A 17,734-nucleotide genomic window follows, 5' to 3' on the forward strand; every position below is an offset into this window, starting at 1 on the left:
CGTAAGTTCAGGCCATATCTGTATCGGTTTTTTCAGAAATTATATTGTCAGTTAAATCACTACAAATACAGCTGACTTGCGAACGCACATGACCGCTTATATTAGCAATCAGCAGCATCATGCCACCCAATCTGTCTTTACTTCTGTAGTGGTTTAACGGCACATCATCATAGGCTTAAATCGCCACCCTCGAAATTAATGTGAACAGACCCTAGTGTTGTTGCAGTTACAAATAATGAATTGATAAGGGAACTCCCATGAAAACGCTGTTTAATCACTTGATTATTACGCTTGCAGCCCTGTTTATTACCACATCTTCCGCCATGGCAGCTGAGCCCTTACATTTAAAACAGGTGCTTGAGTCCATTCGCGATCATCATCCCGATCTACAGCTCAACCGTATTGATCGCCGCATTGCGATGACCGAAAGCCTGAATGTGGAAGGCATGTTAGACCCGACCGTGTCAGCCAACATCATTGCCAGTGAAGAAAAGGTTCCTGTATCCAGTGATTTTCAAGCCAGTGAAACGCGCCTTGGGCAATTCTCCGGCAACATTGCCAAGCCGCTATCTAACGGCGGCACACTTAGCGCCAACTTCACCTATAATCGTATCGGCAATGCGTATAACTCCCCTTTCGCGGCACAACTTTCACGCTTTAATCCTTCATTTAAGAATCAGATCAATGCCAGTTACCGCCACCCCATTTTTAAAGGTGCGGGTCGCCCTGATTATCAGCAATCCATGCTTGCTGCAGAAGCTGGAGTTGATGCAGCCAGACAACAATCTCTGGTCACCATGCATATCTTAAGCCTGCAAGCTATCAGCGCGTTTTATCAATTGGCTGCTGATGATATCAATATCAACATCGCACAACAGGCCGTCAAACGCTCCAAAAAACTACTGAATTACCAACGTTCACGAGAGCAGTTCGGGCTGATTGAAAAAGCTGACCGCCTTCAGGCTGAAGCGCTGTTAGCTGCACGCAAAACAGGACTGCAAAAAGCCAAAGCACAACGCTATAATGACCAAAGTAGCTTAAACCGATTAATGCTGCGCCCCTCGGCATTTGAGATCACCATCCATCCTATCACCGCCCGTGATATTCATGCGCCATCGATAGCAGATGCAACCGAAAAGGCCCTGCAATTTCGCCCTGAACTACAATGGTTAAATGCACAGATGCACGTTGCCGATGCACAGCTCATCATGGCACTGGACAATGATCAGGTGCAGCTGGATGTGATCGCTGAAGTAGGAACGCGAGCACTTGCAGATAGCTTTGGTAAAGGTGTCACGCGCGGCTTTGAAGCCAATGACAAACGCTATTATGCAGCTCTCTCCTTTGAATTGAGTGATGTACTGGGACGGAAACGTGTCAATGCAGCAATTCGCAAAGCGGAACTCAATCGCCAGAGACTTAAGGCCCAGCGCATCCAGGTTGTAGAGCAGATCAATGATGATATTTCATCTGCCAGCAGCGCCATTAGTGCCGGACTGCCCACCCTGGCATACGCCAAAAAGCAGGTCGTTGCAGAGCAGAGAAAATTCAATGCAGAGATGAAACGTTATCGTCAGGGCCGCTCAGATACCGCTACGCTGGTACAATTTGAAGGCGAACTACTAAACGCCTCACTCAATGCAGAGCTACAGGCACTCTCACTGCAACTGGCTGAAAAACAGCTTTACTGGGCCCAGGGCAGTCTCTTACAAGATCTTGGCCTGAATACGGCACAGCTTCACAACGGGGATGATACACAATGAAGGCTATCATCGCTTTTTTCGTCAAACGTGGCGTACTGGTTAATTTAATCTCGGTCTTTCTGTTGGCTGCGGGTATCTACGCAGGCACACAGATGCAGCGCGAGGCATTCCCCAGTGTGAACTTTGATTTTGTCGTGGTTGCCGGCAGCTATCCGGGTGCGGCACCACGCGAAGTCGAACGTTTAATGGTCGCACCTATTGAGCAGGAGTTAAAAGGTATTGATGGCATCAATGCGATGCGTTCCACCGCTTTCTCCGGCACCATGCAGATCGCCATTGAAGTGGATCCGAACTTTAAAGATCGATCACGGCTGGTCTCTGATATTCAGCAAGCGATTAACCGTGCCGACCTACCGGTTGATCTGCCGGCTGATCCGATCATTTCGGAAATCAAATCGGAACAAACGCCTGTTATCACCTTCTCTATTTTTGGTGATTTTCAACCCTTAGCGCTTAAACATCTCAGTGATAAGATTGAGGATGATGTACGTGATATTGATGGTGTGGCCAATGTCTTTGTGCAGGGTGATCTCAAAGAAGAGATACGCATAGTGCCTGACCCTGTCAAAATGCGTCAGGGTCGGGTCTCCATCACCGATATCATGGCGCTGGTCAGGGGCTGGAATGTTAATGCTCCCGGTGGCCGCCTGAAATCACCGGATGGTCAAAGTATTATCCGTATTACCGGTGAATTCACCTCGGCTGAAGATGCCGGTAATCTGGTGTTGCGTTCCAATGAACATGGTCAGGCTCTGTTTCTCAAAGATGTCGCCGACGTCACCGAAACACTGCAGCGCCCTTACCGCTACGTGGGTGCTCAGGGTGATCCGGCCATCAGCATGATTGTCTCCAAAAAGGGCGATGCAGATATCATCACACTGGTTGATAGCGTACGTGGCTATCTCGACACCATCCCTGCAACCTATGGGGAAGAAGTACACGTCAGCGCGTATAATGATCTCTCTACCGTCACCCGTTTGCGGCTCGGTGTATTGACCAACAACGGCATGATCGGCCTTGCCTTGGTGCTACTATTGTTAATGCTGTTCTTGCGCCCTGCTGTCGCCCTGACCACAGCCTGGGGACTGCCCATCATCTTCTTCTCTGGCATTGCTGTACTCTATGCTGCCGGCATCACACTCAATCTGCTGGTGATGTTTGGTTTTATCATGGTGCTGGGACTGATGGTCGATGATGCCATCATTATCGGTGAAAATGCCACCTATCATATGGAACGGGGCCTTACGCCCGAACAGGCTGCCATCGAAGGCACCTATGAACTGATAGGCCCTGTTACAGCCACGGTTCTGACCACCATCGTCGCTTTTCTGCCCCTGATGTATATGGATGGTATTATCGGAAAATTTGTCTATTCCATCCCTGTTGTGGTGATTGTACTGCTGGCATTCTCATGGTTTGAAGCGATATTTATTCTCCCCAACCATATTCGCGATGTCGCCAATGCCAACAAAAAAATCAAAGAACGTGCCTTCTTTACATGGATAAATAATGTTTATGCCTGGTTTTTACAAAGAGCTGTAAAACTCCGTTATTTAACCATTTTATTGACCATTATTGGACTACTGGGCGCGGCAGGTCTGGCCAGCACCATGAAATTTCAGCTGTTCCCCTCCGGTGCTGAATCCACCTTCTATTTGCGTGTAAACATGCCTACCGGCACCACCCTGGAAGAGATGCGCGATAAACTGAAACTACTTGATATCGAAGTACGTAAACGCATCGATCCGGCCGTACTGGAAACCACCACCATGGTGGCCGGTGAAAACAGTGCCGATCAGCGTGAAACACTAAAACAGATCGGTGACCGTTTTGGTTTTGAACGGGTAATCCTAATCCCCTTCACACAGCGCGATACCAGCGCATATGATGTGATGGCGACCATCGAGAAAGAGATCCCTGCCCTGTTCCCTGAAATGGATATCAGTTTCGCCATGCAGAAAGGCGGCCCTCCGGTTGGGCGGGCACTACAGGTGGAACTCACCGGTGGTGATGAGATGGCTATGACACGCGTTGCAGAGCGCCTGATCAAGGTGCTGACTGAAATCAAGGGGGTTTACGCTGTTGAGAGTGATCTGGAGCCTGGAGACCCGGAGATCCGCATTGTCATGGATCGTAAACTGGCGGCCTATGCCGGTGTTGATCTGGCCACCGCAGGCACCCATATCAGAGCTGCATTTGATGGCCTGCGTGTATCCACCATCAAACGCGGTAAAAAAGAGATTGATGTCACTATCCGTTACCCCATTAAAGCCCAGCGTGATATCGATACATTGATGAAACTGGAGATTCCTAATAACCGTGGTGGCCTGGTACCACTGTTCCGCATCGCCCATCTCGAACACAAGTCGGGCACCAGCAGCATCCGCCATAAAGATGGCCGCCGGGTGATCAATGTATCTGCTGAAGTGGATCAAAAAAATATCAACTCCAAAGAGGTCAATAACCGCGTCTCTGAACTCAAAGAGACCTGGCTGGCTGATGATGTGGATAAAGTAGATGTGAACCTCGGTGGTGAAGAAGAGAAATCGCAGGAGTCTGTGCGCGGACTTATTTTCAGCTTTGTTTTCGCACTGTTCGGCATCTTTGCTATTCTAGCTGTTCAATTTAATCGCATCGGTTATCCGATTCTGGTAATGCTGGCCATCCCCTTTGGCGTGATCGGTATCATTGTTGGATTCTTCCTGCACGGGGCACCTATCTCGTTCATGTCGATGATGGGGTTTGTGGCACTAACCGGTGTGGTGGTGAATGCATCGCTGGTCATGGCGGTGTTTATTCAACGCCTGATCGCTGAAGGTGTACCGTGGCGTGATGCGATCCTCGAGAGTGGTAAACGCCGCCTCAGAGCTGTCTTGTTAACCGCCATTACCACAGTAGTTGGACTCTTACCCACCGCTTATGGCTGGGGTGGTCATGACCCTTTCGTGGCACCGATGGCGCTGGCACTATCGTGGGGATTAATGTTTTCAACAGTGATTACGCTATTCTCCGTACCTGCAGCACTCGGCATTGCCATGGATATCAAACATACATCACAACGCATATTCGGCAAAAAAGTGACACAGAATTGATCTAACCTCCGAGCAGTAAATAATATGATCCAGCAACAAAAGCGAGCATTCATAATCGAATATATATGATATAACCATCACCACTTATTGGAGCTTAGATTGGTACGACACAATAATATTAGATTAAGACAAAACAACTTCGATTTACTTCGACTGTTATTTGCTGGCGTTGTTTGTCTGGTTCACGCTTCCGTCCTGTCTGGATTCCAGAGTCTAGCGTGGATTCCTAATATTCTGTCATCAGAAATAGCGGTGAGGTCTTTTTTCGTATTAAGTGGGTTCCTCATTTTTATGAGCTATGAAAGATCATCTTCTCTTTCATCTTATTTCAATAAACGCATTCGACGAATTTACCCTGCTTATTTCACAGTAGTGATCATCTGTGCAATAAGCATGGTGACCATCAGCACAAATACTATTGCAGACTACTTCTCATTTGCATGGCTCAAATATCTCCTTTCAAACCTTACTTTTCTGAACTTTATTCAACACGAACTGCCCGGAGTCTTTGAGACCAACAAAATGGCTGCTGTAAACGGTGCTTTATGGACACTCAAAATCGAAGTGATGTTCTATCTGACAGTCCCTCTCTTTGTCTTGTTATTCCGGAAATTCTCCCTGTTGCCAACGCTTGTAATCATTTATTGCTTATCTATTGCCTATGTAGAGCTAATGTCAGTGATGGCGGCACAAACTGAGTCTCCAGTTTACACGATGCTTGGCCATCAATTACCAGGCCAGCTCTCTTATTTTATAGCGGGTGCTTTTTTCTATTATTATCTACCGTTGTTTGAACGCTTTATTGGATATTTTCTTGGTTTTTCTATTTCAGTTCTGGTCATCAATATGTTTTATGCACTGCCATTTTTAGAGCCTTTTTGTCTAGCTGCCGTGGTGGTTTTTTTCGGCTTGTTTTTATATGTAGGCAACGTTGGCAAGTTTGGAGATTTTTCCTACGGTGTTTATATTCTTCACTTCCCCATTATACAGATGCTTCTATATCTGGATTATTTTCATGATGCTCCCTGGCAATTCCTGGCCACAGTAGTTTTTACAACAGTAATTGGTGCAATTGCATTGTGGCATTTAATAGAGAAACGCTTTTTACTTCGTAAAAGTCATTACGTTTCCGCAACATCTTCTAATGATCACAACGTGCCTAATGGTGGTTCTGCCTAGCTTAGGTGCAGCTAAAATTGCGGTAAATCTGCACGATAATTAACTTTAAATGCCTTGTTCCACGGCTATGCCTTGACACTGTATTGCGTGCTCCTAATATGCCCGCCTATGCCGAAGTGGTGAAATTGGTAGACACGCCACCTTGAGGGGGTGGTGCGCTCACGCGCGTGCTGGTTCGAGTCCAGTCTTCGGTACCAATAAAAAAAGGGGAGTGACTTCATGTCACTCCCCTTTTTACGTTAGGCTCTTCGTCTTTTGATCCTCTCATGAGAGCACGAATTCGTGTCACCGCCACTTTTGGTTAGGCTCCGGCTTTTCTTAGAAGCCCCATTTCACCCTCAGAAAAGCACTTCTAATACCAAACACACCCATTATTCTCAACTATCTTTAAATAACATGTTCTCGTTCCCGTATTTCTCCTGTTTAAGTGATGCGATGAAACGATTGAGATCCACTTGCAAGGTCAATGGTTAGGGTGTTGTTGTCATTACTAAAAACATACGTACCTGGATCAGCTACACCCCAAGCAGGAGTAAACACGATGTTGTTTTCATTAATGGTAAAAATACTTCGCAAATCACGTGTTGTGATTATTCCACCATTGTTATCTCCGATACTTTCATACGTTCCTCTCTCTATTTGAAGCGGCTCTGCGAGACTATTCCAATAATAATCCTTGGCTGTAAAATAGATTTCTTCAGCCTCGTTGCTCCATACACCAGCAATACCCGAAACAGGACTATCCTCTTTTCGATCATAGGCTGATTGTTTAGGGCTATTGCCGATAGTTAGCTTCTCAACTCCATCTACAACCGTAATGGCATAGGGCTTTCCTTCTCGCAAGATCCAGTACTGCCCACCATCCGTAAATTCAATTTTTTTCGACGCATTAAGGTTTTCATGCCATATGCCTGTAAATAAATCATTGTTTCTCATACATTCCTCCATACTGATGACTCACCCACTCATCGCTTAGCAATTTATTATGGCAACCTATGATAAACCCATGGACCACCAGGAGGATCATATTCAAAAGTTACGGTGTTATTGCCATTACTGAACACAAGCGTGCCCGACTCATCTGGCATATCAATCAACCTGTACAAAAAACGACTTCCATTTGTCGTGAAAATTCCCAATAGCGATTTATGTTCAATCTGGCCTTCATTGACTCCACCAGTAACTGTATAGTCTCCTGTGGTCGGGGTATCCTGTGGACAGTATAGTGGACCTGACACTGCCTTATCAATATAGGTATGATCTGGCCTATAATATATTTCATGCACAGTATTTCCATCTGGTTCCATATAAGCTCTGTCATTCCACAATCCGAGAATACCTGTTCCCGGCGTTCCACCAACTCTATCCCTAACATCCTTGGAGTCCTTGAGCGTCAGTTGTTCAGGGTTTTTTGTGGTATCTATGACAAACAATCCATTTGAACTCACGGTAAATTCCTTACCATCGCTTCTAATTTCTTGTATATTATGAAATCCTTGTTCTTCACGCCATATGCCAACCAACCGCGGATCTATTGCCATTTGTGCCTCCTTAATACCCAAATAGCCCAAAAAAGCTAAAGCATTGAATCGGTATCGTTTTATTAATTATCTGTGTGGTATTTGTAGTGCTATTATTTTTCAAATCCGGGTCATCAGTTTCTGAAGAAATATTAGCCTGCCCAGTAACAGTTCCAGATTTTAGCGGAGCCCTGAGCTTCACTGTGACAGTTGCCAGATCATCATGCATTAAACTTCCCAGGTTACAGGTAAGAACAGATAGGCCCCCAGCATTCGGAGGGGCGGCGCACTGCCCCTGATTGGATGTAATGGAGATAAACTCAGTACTGAATGGCACTTGAGTACTGATCTTAGTACTCGCTGCTGAAGCTGGCCCATGATTGCGAATGGTGAGCACATATTCAAAGGTGTCACCAACGAGAACCTTCTCTGGAATTGATTTCATACTGATCGACATGTCGGCTTTTGCCGGGACTGGTTTCTGTACAGTAGTAAATAGAACGGAATGATCATTCCTCGGGTTTGGATTTTTGCCGACCGGCCGTGAAACATAGCTTTCCAATTGGTATCGTCCTGTTTCTACAGGGGCATTCGCAGTAATTTGAACTGTATAGGAATCTGTATCATTTATTGAAGATACCTTGCATCGAATCGTCGTAGCATCCGGCTCTTCATGTTGTATACAATCATTTCTGAGTGTGGACAGAGTGTGTTGAACTTTAGTGAAAGCGGAGGGTATCACTATTCGAACACCGTGACTTCCAGATAGGCCTGGCCCGTTATTTCCTATGGTGACCGAGTAAGAAACTGATGCACTTGGCTGGCTGGATTGATCCCCATTCAGTTTTATATATAAATCACCTGTTGGGCCGGCAACACCAGCCCCTGCGAAAATTGTAGGAATCAAAATCAGGGTTAAAAACAATCCAACATTCCTAAATAAGGAGAATTTGTGATGTGTAAGAGTGAATAAACCAGCCTGCATAACCCCTCCTTTCAATTGATTATATACATTTACTATAGATCACCCATAAACCGGAAACAACGATACAATCACGTACTAAATTTAACGTGTATTTAAAATAACGTCAGAACATGGGCGCATAATCTGGAGAAAGTCTGGACTACCCACATTTCAGTAGACGAGTCATACCTTCCAATATACGCGCTGAAAAATTAATTCTTAGTGTCCGGGTTTGGCCGCTATACGCCGACCATCACTGGTAACTTTCACCACTCCCTGAACTAGATACTTCTCTATTTAAAGCACGCACTTTAGTGCACGGCTTTGTTGCCGCTTATTGCAAGGTACTGTCCCGCCAGTGTCCCACAGGCAAAGAAAAAGGGCCAGACCGTTAAGTCTGACCCTTTGATTTTGTTGCTATTGCTAGCTTTAGATGGTGGCGCTTCAGGGACTCGAACGCTCTGGGACGAAAATTCAACGATCACCCCAGACCAACCAATACCACTCCAGACCAATATTACCAACGCCTTAGAGGTTTCACCCTCTTTAGTTCAACCAGTCCAGACCAACCCAGACCAGCCCTCATATTGTCACAATTTAGACACAAAATATTGTCCCCTATGTAATTCGAAGTTGACAGAGAACGATCCCGCAGGGCGCAGCTACGCGAGCACACGCGGAGAGTGCTCGGACAACGAAGATGATGAGTCACATCGTGTCTGTTGATCAATTCGTTGCCACGCATCTGAAGGTAAAACATAACTCTGCTGGAGAAGTAAGTATTACCCTGCCAAGTAATCCAAACATACAACAACCGCCGCCACCGGATAACTCAGGTACAAGGATAACAACTGAACTGTCTCGAAGAGGTGCGAAATCTATCCGTGGTGCAGTTTACCTTGCCGATAAAGATCATGGTGGAATGGTAACATTTATTACTGCCACTTTTGATTTAGAGGCCAGAGAACGATTAGCATCAGAAGAGACAACCATAGGCGCTGAAGTAAGGCGTTTTCTTGATGCTTGGCGCAGTAGGTTCAGAAAGAAAGGTAAAAAGCCCCCTGTGTTCATCTGGGTAGCAGAGAACCCGAACAACTCAAACCCTCACGTTCATATTCTCACCAATGTTAAAGTTGAATACCGCCATTTCAGAACTTGGGCGCGTGGGCTGGAGAAACTCTGGGGAAATGGCACGGTACATCTGGAGAAGTTGAAATATGCAAAAGCAGCTGGTCGTTATTTAATGAAGTCCATTGGTTACCTTGCAAAGGGAACCAATGGATCCCAAGGCTCCGTGGTTGGTCAACGCTACGGAGTTAGCCGTAATCTCAAGCCCAAAGAACAAATCGACTATATTCATGTCGGAATCGAAGGAATCATTGCCTACCGAAAAATGATCACTGAATCATGCGGTCAAAAGCTTAATGATATCTACATACATGAGTATGGAATGTGGGCACCACCAGGCTTTGGAATTGATCAATTGTTGGATTGGTTCTTTTCAAATAACTTTTTTAAAACATAAAAAGCTAGATACTATCATCAGCTTCTCGGTCTTCTCTCTTAGTATGTAAGTCATTAATGAACATTACATTCGCAATTATTACATGGCCTACAGCCTCGATTAATGAGTATGAAAGAACTAACAAAATAGCGAGCACCATCGATTTAATTAACTCTATATTTCCAATGTAGAACGAGGTGTGAGCTAAAAGAATTTTCCCAAGAAATAACAACATAATACAAACAACTACCATTGCTGATTTAAGAACACTCGCAACAATTGACTCCAACCTTTTAGTTTCATGTAAAGTTTCAGAAAAATCTACATTTTCTATTTTTGGGTCTACTAATCGATTTAGAGCGTTTGGATAGATGAATGCGATCCATATCCCCATAATGGTAAAAACCATTCCAGCAACATTTAACAATATTGATGTATAGTCTTTAAAATCAGAGTAAGAGTAAAATGGTGACAACTCATGAGCAACTCCCCATGAGGCAATAAATATTATAAAATAAGCAAGTAATTTCTTACTCATTTACCAATCCTATTTTTTTTAGTGCTTTATCTGAAAGTAATGGCTTGATGATCATATCTCGTTTTCCTCTAATCTCATCATACAACTGACTAGCACCAAAGACATTAACATTATCTACAGCGACCTTTATAGAGCTATGAAGTCTATATCTATCTGCCCATGTTGTTTGACCATCTTTATTAAGAAACCCTACATTATTCCAATCTTTGGGTTTTCTATTTTCTTTAGCATATTTCTCAATAATGTCTTTAATTTCTTCAACGGTGGGGCTTGCCTCGGCTTTAACTTCAATGTGACGTTGCTTCATCTTTGGGTTCAATGACACCTTTGGTAAAAACTTATTCAGTGTCCTCACCCATCCCCCACGTTTGTTTTGCACATCTACTAGAACAGTCTCTCTTTTAATAATATGTGTAACCGAAGAAACCAATGACTTCAGCTCTACACTTGAAGTAAGAAGGCTTCTTAAGCCCATATCAAAACGATATCTATAATTATAAGGTGTTTTATCATCTGAAAACGAAAGTCTTATCTGTCCAGTTGCAGTCTGAGTTTTATTCTTATTGGAATGCTTAACCCGATTTTCGACAGCAGAGGATATATAATCACTAAACATAATTGCATCACATACGGAGTGATCAAATTTAATTGAAACTACTGTATTCAAACTTGGAATTATCCAATAATAGCAAGGACGACCCCAAATCACTTTTTTTCCACCATATTTATTTGTGTACTCAATTACTTTTCCAGCACCAGCAGCTTTATCCTCTTCCGCTCCCCATATAGTGCCTGCACTATCTGAATCTGACTTCCATAAAACTAACAAGAAGTCGCCTGTATCCTCATCTTTATAAAAGTCTTTACAATAACATTTTGGAACTGATGTTTTTGAACTTGGATCCCAAGGAATGGTAGCTTGTAGAGGCTTACCCATTATCCATTCACCAATTAAATCAATAGTTTCTTCGAGTTCACAGCCAAATGGTTTATTTAAATTAGCTTTATAAAGACCACATTTATTAACTTTAAAAAAATTCATATGCCCATCAATTACAATCATTCCCATCCCCTTATCGCATTTAAAATTATGTGATCTCTATAGGCTTGTCTAATAAACCAAAAAGTCGAACCACTATTTATTGAATTCACATTGGCATTCAAAACAGGCCCAAGCAGAGTTATATTCTTGCAACCTTATAAGTTTGGAATTTGCATCCCAACATTTCTGACAATAAGGGCCATCACGATCTGTCAAATCACCAGCTTCGTTTTCTATGCAAACATAATACACACTTTTTTCAAATATCAGTCGATCTCTTATATCTTCTCTCTCTTCAATCGCCTTGATTTTTTTTCGGAGTTCTAAGTTTTCATCTTGAAATTCCATTACTGCTTCTCGAAGTTCCATGATTTTCTCTTGGGCTTCAACATTTGATCCTTTCTTAATCAAATCAACGATATCTTTATATTTTGGTATCATTGTTTTTCAGCACCATCTCTTTTTCCTGCTTCATAAATCTGTCGCAGCTCGATTTCTTTAAGCTTTTCATCATTTCGTATGATCTCAAACAACGACCATAACAAGCCAAAGACCATCAGGTAAAAAATGATATCTACCTTATTAGTCATGGATAGAGTAAAAAATTTACCATCATATACCCAAATAAGTGATGTGAATGTTGCTGCTGAAAGAATTCCCCAAATCATATTATCCCCCCAAGTTTTGATATGACTATAGCACATAAATCACCCACCACCCAACAACCCACTTGACACCAACGCAAAACTTAGCCTACATTTCGTTAAAAGTTCACTAAAATGTTAAGGGGGTTTTCATGAAGGCAGAAGAGGTTTTAAATATTTGGGGTGCTCCAGACAATAGCAGACTAACGGCTAAACAGCTTTCTGTAAGAATGCCTGTTCATGTCGCTGCAAGAGTAAATGCCCTCTGTGATATGCACCCCAATAAAACAAAAACAGAAATTATCGGTGACCTGCTTTCAATGGCATTGAGAGAAATTGAGTCCGCATTTCCAGAGCATAAAGGCCAACAGGAAGGCATCACGCCTGATGGTGAGCCATACTATGAAGACATTGGCCCACATAGACTCTACGAAAGGTACGCCAACAAACACTATGCCACATTAGAAAAAGAACTTGGAAATGATAACCCGCGCGACCTTGTTACCCGTCGAGTGGTTATTGGTGATTCTGAGTAATATTCATGAAGTGGATAACGATCAATAAGTTAAGCGAACTGACTGGCTATTCTGAAAATGCCATCAGAGCCAAAATCAAAAAAGGCGTTTGGCTTATGGGTCGTCATTGTACAAAAGCACCAGATGGAAGAGTTCTGTTTAATCCCGAAGCTATTAACGCTTGGGTGGAAGGTCGTTAATTATGGGCGCAAAAATACGCGGAAAAAGTATTCAGATTGATTTCACATATCGCGGCAAACGATGCCGTGAAACCTTGAAGCTGGAACCAACCAAAGCGAACATAAAACATGCTGAAGGCATGCACTCAACTATTATGCATGAAATTGCCATCGGCACATTCGATTACAGAAATCACTTCCCTGAAAGTAAAAGCGCTGCCCTGTTTGGATCAGGTCAATCCGGCACCCAGTTGATAAAGGATGCCCTGCTCGCTTATCTTTCTGCAAAGAAACGCATCTTGGCCCCTTCAACCTATGCTTCATATGAATCGGTAATCAGACATAACCTGATCCCATCATTTGGTGAGTTGAGGCTTGCGGATTTATCTACTCTGGCAATCCGTCAGTGGTTAGGCGGCCTTACTGTTTCCAATAAACGGATTAATAACATCCTTATTCCTCTGCGCGGAATACTGGATGATGCTTTTGCCGATGGTGCTATAGATCGCAACCCGATGGATCGCATCAAGAATCTGGAAGTAAGACAGGAAGATCCCGAACCATTCAGCCTCGATGAACAGGAGCGGATTCTAGCTGTGCTGCCCGATCAGGGAAGAAACCTGATTCAGTTCGCTTTCTGGACAGGACTACGAACCAGTGAACTCATTGCCCTTGAATGGGGTGATATTGATCTAGTAAGGGGCACCGCCTATGTGCAACGAGCATGCGTTCGAGGCGAACTGAAATATCCAAAAACAAGTGCAGGTAAACGTGAAGTGATGTTGTTTCCGCAGGCTCTAGAAGCGCTAGAGAATCAAAAGCAGTTCAGTTTTAAAAAGGGGAAACAGATTTTTCACAATCCAGAAACGAATAAACCATGGAGTTCTGACGTTAAAGTTAGACATCCTCTCTGGACTAATGCAATCAAAGCTTCTGGTGTTCGATACCGCAATCCTTACCAAACCCGACACACCTACGCCTCGATGCTTTTATCTGCCACCGCCAACCCTGCATGGATCGCAAAACAGATGGGACACACTAATATGAACATGGTTCTGAGAAAATATGGCCGATACATGGATGACCAGAACGAACTTGAAAGTAAGAAAATGTTCGCGCTTATGTCACAAATTGGTCACAAGCATACCCCAGAAACAAAAAAAGTCCCTGCGTTAACAGGGACTTGGAATGGTGGCGCTTCAGGGACTCGAACCCCGGACACCCGGATTATGATAGCGATCAAGCCACACAAAACGCACCAAATAGATACTAACCGTTCCGAATCTCTACTCCGAAAACCCATAACTCACAATGTTTTTTTCGTCTCAGGTCGAAACCTGTCTTTTCATTACGCATGAATGTTTTTCAAGCAAGGTACCTTTCTTGGTACCTTCACTTGTACCTTCCTTGATACACGGATTGTTTTTTCGAGAGTCCCCGCCTGTTTGAGCATAGGTAATAAATATTGAGGCATTCTCATTTATAATGGATTTATCCGTGAGTCATCTTTTACAAGCGAAAAGGGTACAACTTGAACGGCTTTTTTCGGCCAAACCCGGACGGTCGAATTTTCAATAAAACAAGTTACACTACATTGGTAGCAGGTCACCGATATTGGCAAGCATATTGTTTCAGCATACAATATGAACCAATGATTCGCGTTCTATGTTAGTTGATCCTTTTTATGGAGTGCGATTAAATTTACGTAAGACCTCCTAGGGGGGCATGTATGAGTTCAAGTTATACAAAACATGTGATTGTATCACTGCTAGTGCTCGCCGCCAGTTTGATAGTCACATATGCCTCATTTAATTTAACACGGGCTACTACTGAGCAAACAACCCAGGCTTATTTTGATTTCCGAGTGAGAGAGGCAATCAAACTCATTGAAACCCGAATAGCAGCTTATGAAGAAGTGCTACGCGGTGCTGGGGCCATGTTCAAGGCATCAGAGAATGTCACGAGAGATGAATTCAAACGCTACATCTCTTCGCTTCGCCTAGCCGATTATTACCCCGGCATACAGGGGGTGGGTTTCTCTCTTTTCATTCCACCTGAATCAAAAAATAGTCACGTAGACACAATTCGTAGTGAAGGTTTCCCGACTTATTCAATCTATCCTGAAGGCGAACGTGAGACATACTCATCAATCATCTATCTTGAACCGTTCTCAGACCGCAATTTACGGGCGTTCGGCTATGACATGTTTTCCGAACCCGTGCGTCATAGCGCCATGCAAAGGGCTATTGATAATGACATGATCGTAATGTCCGGAAAAGTTAGACTGGTTCAGGAATCGGGTAAGAATGAGCAGGCTGGATTTTTGATGTACAATCCGATCTACGCAAGAGGCAAACCACATACTCTGCTTGCGGATCGTCAGAAAAACTTCATCGGCTGGGCGTATTCAGCTTTTCGAATGAATGACTTTATGAACGGCGTGGATGGCGAGCATGCTGGAGATCTAGATATTCAGATATATGACGGTGACACCATATCAAACGAATCGCTAATGTTTGATTCTGATGGATCTATAGGGTTGGGAGAATCATTAAATACCAATGGATTAATAGCTCATCGTATTAATATCGCAGATCATTTTTGGAACGTCCTCATTCGTCCTTTGGCCTTTTTTGAGATGCGAGTTAACACTGCTAAACCTCTACTGGTCGCAAGTGTTGGTGCTATTGCCAGTTTCGCTCTCACATTGATTGTTTGGCTTCTGATGACAGGTCGAGAGCGTGCTATAAGGGCTGCAAAAGCTATGAATGCGGATCTGATGATCGAAAAACAGCGTTTGGGTAGCATTATTGATGGAACACATGTCGGGACTTGGGAATGGGATATCCCGAGCGGAAAAGTAGTTTTCAACGACTACTGGGCACAAATTATTGGCTATACACTGAGTGAACTTGAGCCGATCTCAATTGAATCGTGGGTGAAATATACGCATCCCGATGATTTAAATCAGTCAAATGAATTGTTAAAAAAACATTTTTCCGGTGATCTTCCTTATTACGAATGCGAAGCTCGCATGCGCCATAAAAATGGAGATTGGGTGTGGGTGTTGGATCGAGGCAAGGTAACGACATGGACAACTGATGGTAAACCGTTGTTGATGTTCGGCACCCATCAGGACATTACCCAAAGGAAGGTGAATGATGAGCAATATTTGCAAACTCAGAAGATGAAGTCCCTCGGCACGCTGATAGGTGGCATTGCCCATGAGTTCAACAATGCCTTGGCAGGCATGACTGGGAATATTTATCTGGCTAGAAAAAAAGTCGCGAATATGCCTGATGTAGTAAGTAAACTTGATACCATTGAAAAGCTGGCATTCAAAAGTGCCGATTTGATTAAAAGCATGCTTTCTTTCGCACAAAAAGGAGTCATCGATAAAACTACCTTTGACCTGCCTTCCTTCATAAAAGAGACCATCACAGTGCACCGGCGTTCACTACCGGAAAACATTGGCTTGAAACTCGATATTGAAGAGGCCCCGGTGCTAGTCAGTTGGGATGCGAATATCTTGCAGCAGGTGGTGTTGAATCTCATCAACAATGCGCGAGACGCATTGACGGGTTCCACAGCCCCTTCAATTAAGATCCGATTAAGCAGCTTTTCTCCGGATGCTGCTTTCCTGGAGAAGCATTCAGATGTCGAGCCAGGGAGATTTTCTTGCTTATCAATCAGTGATAATGGCATGGGCATCAATGCCGAGGAGCTGCCACATATTTTTGAACCTTTTTATACCACCAAGGAAGTTGGACAAGGAACAGGCCTTGGTTTGTCGATGGTCATTGGGGCAATACAAAGCCATCAAGGCTGTATTGAGGTGGAAAGCAGCGAAGGTAAAGGCTCGACCTTCAGTATTTACCTTCCGCAGGAGGAGGTAGAAGAGATCGCATCACTCTCACAGTCAGAGACAGTTTTGCCGCACGGGGCTGGTGAAACAGTTTTATTGGCTGATGACGATCCCAGCTTGCTGGATACAGGGAAGGAGTTGCTAGAATCACTGGGGTACAGGGTACTGACTGCTGAGGATGGATTACAGGCGGTTGATGTTTTCAAAGCCCACAAAGGCGAAGTATCACTTGTGATTACGGACATTATGATGCCAAGGCTTGGTGGGGCAGAGGCAGCGAAACTTATTCATGAAATTGATCCAGAAATTAAAATAATTTTCGCAACTGGCTATAGTAAAGATGAGGAACGTATTGCTCACCTCGATTCGAATGTGCCTATATTACATAAGCCCTATAATATAAATGACTTCAGCAGAATCATTAGGGATCAATTAGATAACGTAGGGTGAATTTGATAATTCAGAGACAAGTTGGCCAATGGAAGGGGATTGATTTGTATCACCGTGACCGTCCGGGTTTGGCCGGAAGTAGACGTTCGAGCCTGAGATTACATACGTTGATTAATACCCGTTACGGCTCTTCAATCCGTCTTGAAAAAGCCGTAACGGCTTTCTACCCGTAACGGGTCTCTTGATTTCAATTAATTCTATAACGTTACGTATACGTAACGGCCAATCTCCAACAACGTTACGTACGTAACGTATACGTAGGCCCCCTGCCCCATTCTTAAAAGGTAACACCGTTACAACCCTTAGCCTGTTTCAAGTATTGCTCATATCAAAAGGTAACGGCCTGATCAGTGTAACGTTCTGGAATATCAAATTCTTGGTTGGTGTCAACGTTTGTAACGTTGTGACCCTCTGACTTGGGGAGGTAGCGAGAGAATGCGTCTTTAAATGACTTTAAGTGGTATCCTTTGAGAGTTTTT

15 protein-coding genes and 1 tRNA gene are annotated in these 17,734 nt (G+C 43.8%); 9 read left to right on the forward strand and 7 right to left on the reverse strand.

Going from position 1 to position 17,734, the window contains the following annotated elements; all coding sequences use genetic code 11:
• Positions 1 to 257 precede the first annotated feature (257 nt).
• The 4 genes from D8Y20_RS07215 (at position 258) to D8Y20_RS07230 (ending at position 6,231) form a co-directional block, all read left to right on the forward strand.
• Complete coding sequence (locus D8Y20_RS07215) at positions 258 to 1,763, forward strand: TolC family protein (RefSeq protein WP_121542373.1); 1,506 nt, start codon at positions 258 to 260, stop codon at positions 1,761 to 1,763.
• On the forward strand, positions 1,760 to 4,855 hold the full coding sequence (locus tag D8Y20_RS07220) for an efflux RND transporter permease subunit (RefSeq protein ID WP_121542374.1): 3,096 nt from the start codon (positions 1,760 to 1,762) through the stop codon (positions 4,853 to 4,855). Before D8Y20_RS07215 ends, D8Y20_RS07220 begins: the two co-directional genes overlap by 4 nt.
• Positions 4,856 to 4,954: 99 nt before the next feature.
• A complete protein-coding gene (locus D8Y20_RS07225; protein ID WP_201265574.1) occupies positions 4,955 to 6,034 on the forward strand; it encodes an acyltransferase in 1,080 nt (359 codons plus the stop codon).
• A gap of 110 nt (positions 6,035 to 6,144) precedes the next feature.
• Positions 6,145 to 6,231: transfer RNA gene (locus D8Y20_RS07230), tRNA-Leu, on the forward strand.
• Positions 6,232 to 6,457: 226 nt separating this feature from the next.
• Here D8Y20_RS07230 and D8Y20_RS07235 read toward each other — a convergent pair.
• The 3 genes from D8Y20_RS07235 to D8Y20_RS07245 are packed head-to-tail and all read right to left on the reverse strand — an operon-like array spanning position 6,458 to position 8,539.
• Positions 6,458 to 6,970 (reverse strand): hypothetical protein, encoded by a 513-nt coding sequence (locus D8Y20_RS07235; RefSeq protein WP_121542376.1) that lies wholly within the window; start codon positions 6,968 to 6,970, stop codon positions 6,458 to 6,460.
• 47 nt (positions 6,971 to 7,017) lie between these two features.
• Complete coding sequence (locus tag D8Y20_RS07240; protein ID WP_121542377.1) at positions 7,018 to 7,575, reverse strand: hypothetical protein; 558 nt, start codon at positions 7,573 to 7,575, stop codon at positions 7,018 to 7,020.
• 10 nt (positions 7,576 to 7,585) lie between these two features.
• Positions 7,586 to 8,539: a DUF11 domain-containing protein gene (locus D8Y20_RS07245; RefSeq protein WP_121542378.1), complete on the reverse strand. Its 954-nt coding sequence runs from the start codon at positions 8,537 to 8,539 to the stop codon at positions 7,586 to 7,588.
• Between the two features lie 694 nt (positions 8,540 to 9,233).
• Here D8Y20_RS07245 and D8Y20_RS07250 point away from each other — a divergent pair.
• Positions 9,234 to 10,043, forward strand: a complete 810-nt coding sequence (locus D8Y20_RS07250; RefSeq protein WP_147434034.1) for a hypothetical protein — start codon at positions 9,234 to 9,236, stop codon at positions 10,041 to 10,043.
• Between the two features lie 4 nt (positions 10,044 to 10,047).
• On the opposite strand, the gene D8Y20_RS07255 is transcribed toward D8Y20_RS07250, so the two are convergent.
• The 4 genes from D8Y20_RS07255 to D8Y20_RS07270 form a co-directional block, all read right to left on the reverse strand.
• Positions 10,048 to 10,560, reverse strand: coding sequence for a hypothetical protein (locus tag D8Y20_RS07255; protein ID WP_121542380.1), 513 nt, complete (start codon positions 10,558 to 10,560; stop codon positions 10,048 to 10,050).
• The gene (locus D8Y20_RS07260; protein ID WP_121542381.1) at positions 10,553 to 11,623 is read right to left on the reverse strand and encodes a hypothetical protein; all 1,071 of its coding nucleotides are present in this window, start codon (positions 11,621 to 11,623) and stop codon (positions 10,553 to 10,555) included. Before D8Y20_RS07260 ends, D8Y20_RS07255 begins: the two co-directional genes overlap by 8 nt.
• A gap of 72 nt (positions 11,624 to 11,695) precedes the next feature.
• Positions 11,696 to 12,043, reverse strand: coding sequence for a hypothetical protein (locus tag D8Y20_RS07265; protein WP_121542382.1), 348 nt, complete (start codon positions 12,041 to 12,043; stop codon positions 11,696 to 11,698).
• Positions 12,040 to 12,270 carry a hypothetical protein gene (locus tag D8Y20_RS07270; protein ID WP_121542383.1) on the reverse strand — a complete coding sequence of 77 codons (231 nt, stop codon included), beginning with the start codon at positions 12,268 to 12,270 and terminating at the stop codon, positions 12,040 to 12,042. The genes D8Y20_RS07265 and D8Y20_RS07270 overlap by 4 nt, the downstream gene beginning before the upstream one ends.
• A gap of 128 nt (positions 12,271 to 12,398) precedes the next feature.
• Between D8Y20_RS07270 and D8Y20_RS07275 the strand changes: the two genes are divergently transcribed.
• From D8Y20_RS07275 to D8Y20_RS07300, 4 genes are all read left to right on the forward strand, one after another.
• Positions 12,399 to 12,782 (forward strand): hypothetical protein, encoded by a 384-nt coding sequence (locus D8Y20_RS07275; protein ID WP_121542384.1) that lies wholly within the window; start codon positions 12,399 to 12,401, stop codon positions 12,780 to 12,782.
• Between the two features lie 5 nt (positions 12,783 to 12,787).
• Positions 12,788 to 12,961 carry an excisionase family protein gene (gene xisR, locus D8Y20_RS07280; RefSeq protein ID WP_121542385.1) on the forward strand — a complete coding sequence of 58 codons (174 nt, stop codon included), beginning with the start codon at positions 12,788 to 12,790 and terminating at the stop codon, positions 12,959 to 12,961.
• Positions 12,962 to 12,963: 2 nt separating this feature from the next.
• Entirely contained in the window at positions 12,964 to 14,298 is a 1,335-nt protein-coding gene (locus D8Y20_RS13555; RefSeq protein ID WP_152032906.1) for an Arm DNA-binding domain-containing protein, read from the forward strand.
• A gap of 395 nt (positions 14,299 to 14,693) precedes the next feature.
• The gene (locus D8Y20_RS07300; RefSeq protein WP_161957593.1) at positions 14,694 to 17,255 is read left to right on the forward strand and encodes a CHASE domain-containing protein; all 2,562 of its coding nucleotides are present in this window, start codon (positions 14,694 to 14,696) and stop codon (positions 17,253 to 17,255) included.
• The last annotated feature ends 479 nt before the right edge of the window (positions 17,256 to 17,734 follow it).

It is taken from the genome of Mariprofundus sp. EBB-1 (assembly GCF_003665155.1).
GTDB lineage: Bacteria > Pseudomonadota > Zetaproteobacteria > Mariprofundales > Mariprofundaceae > Mariprofundus.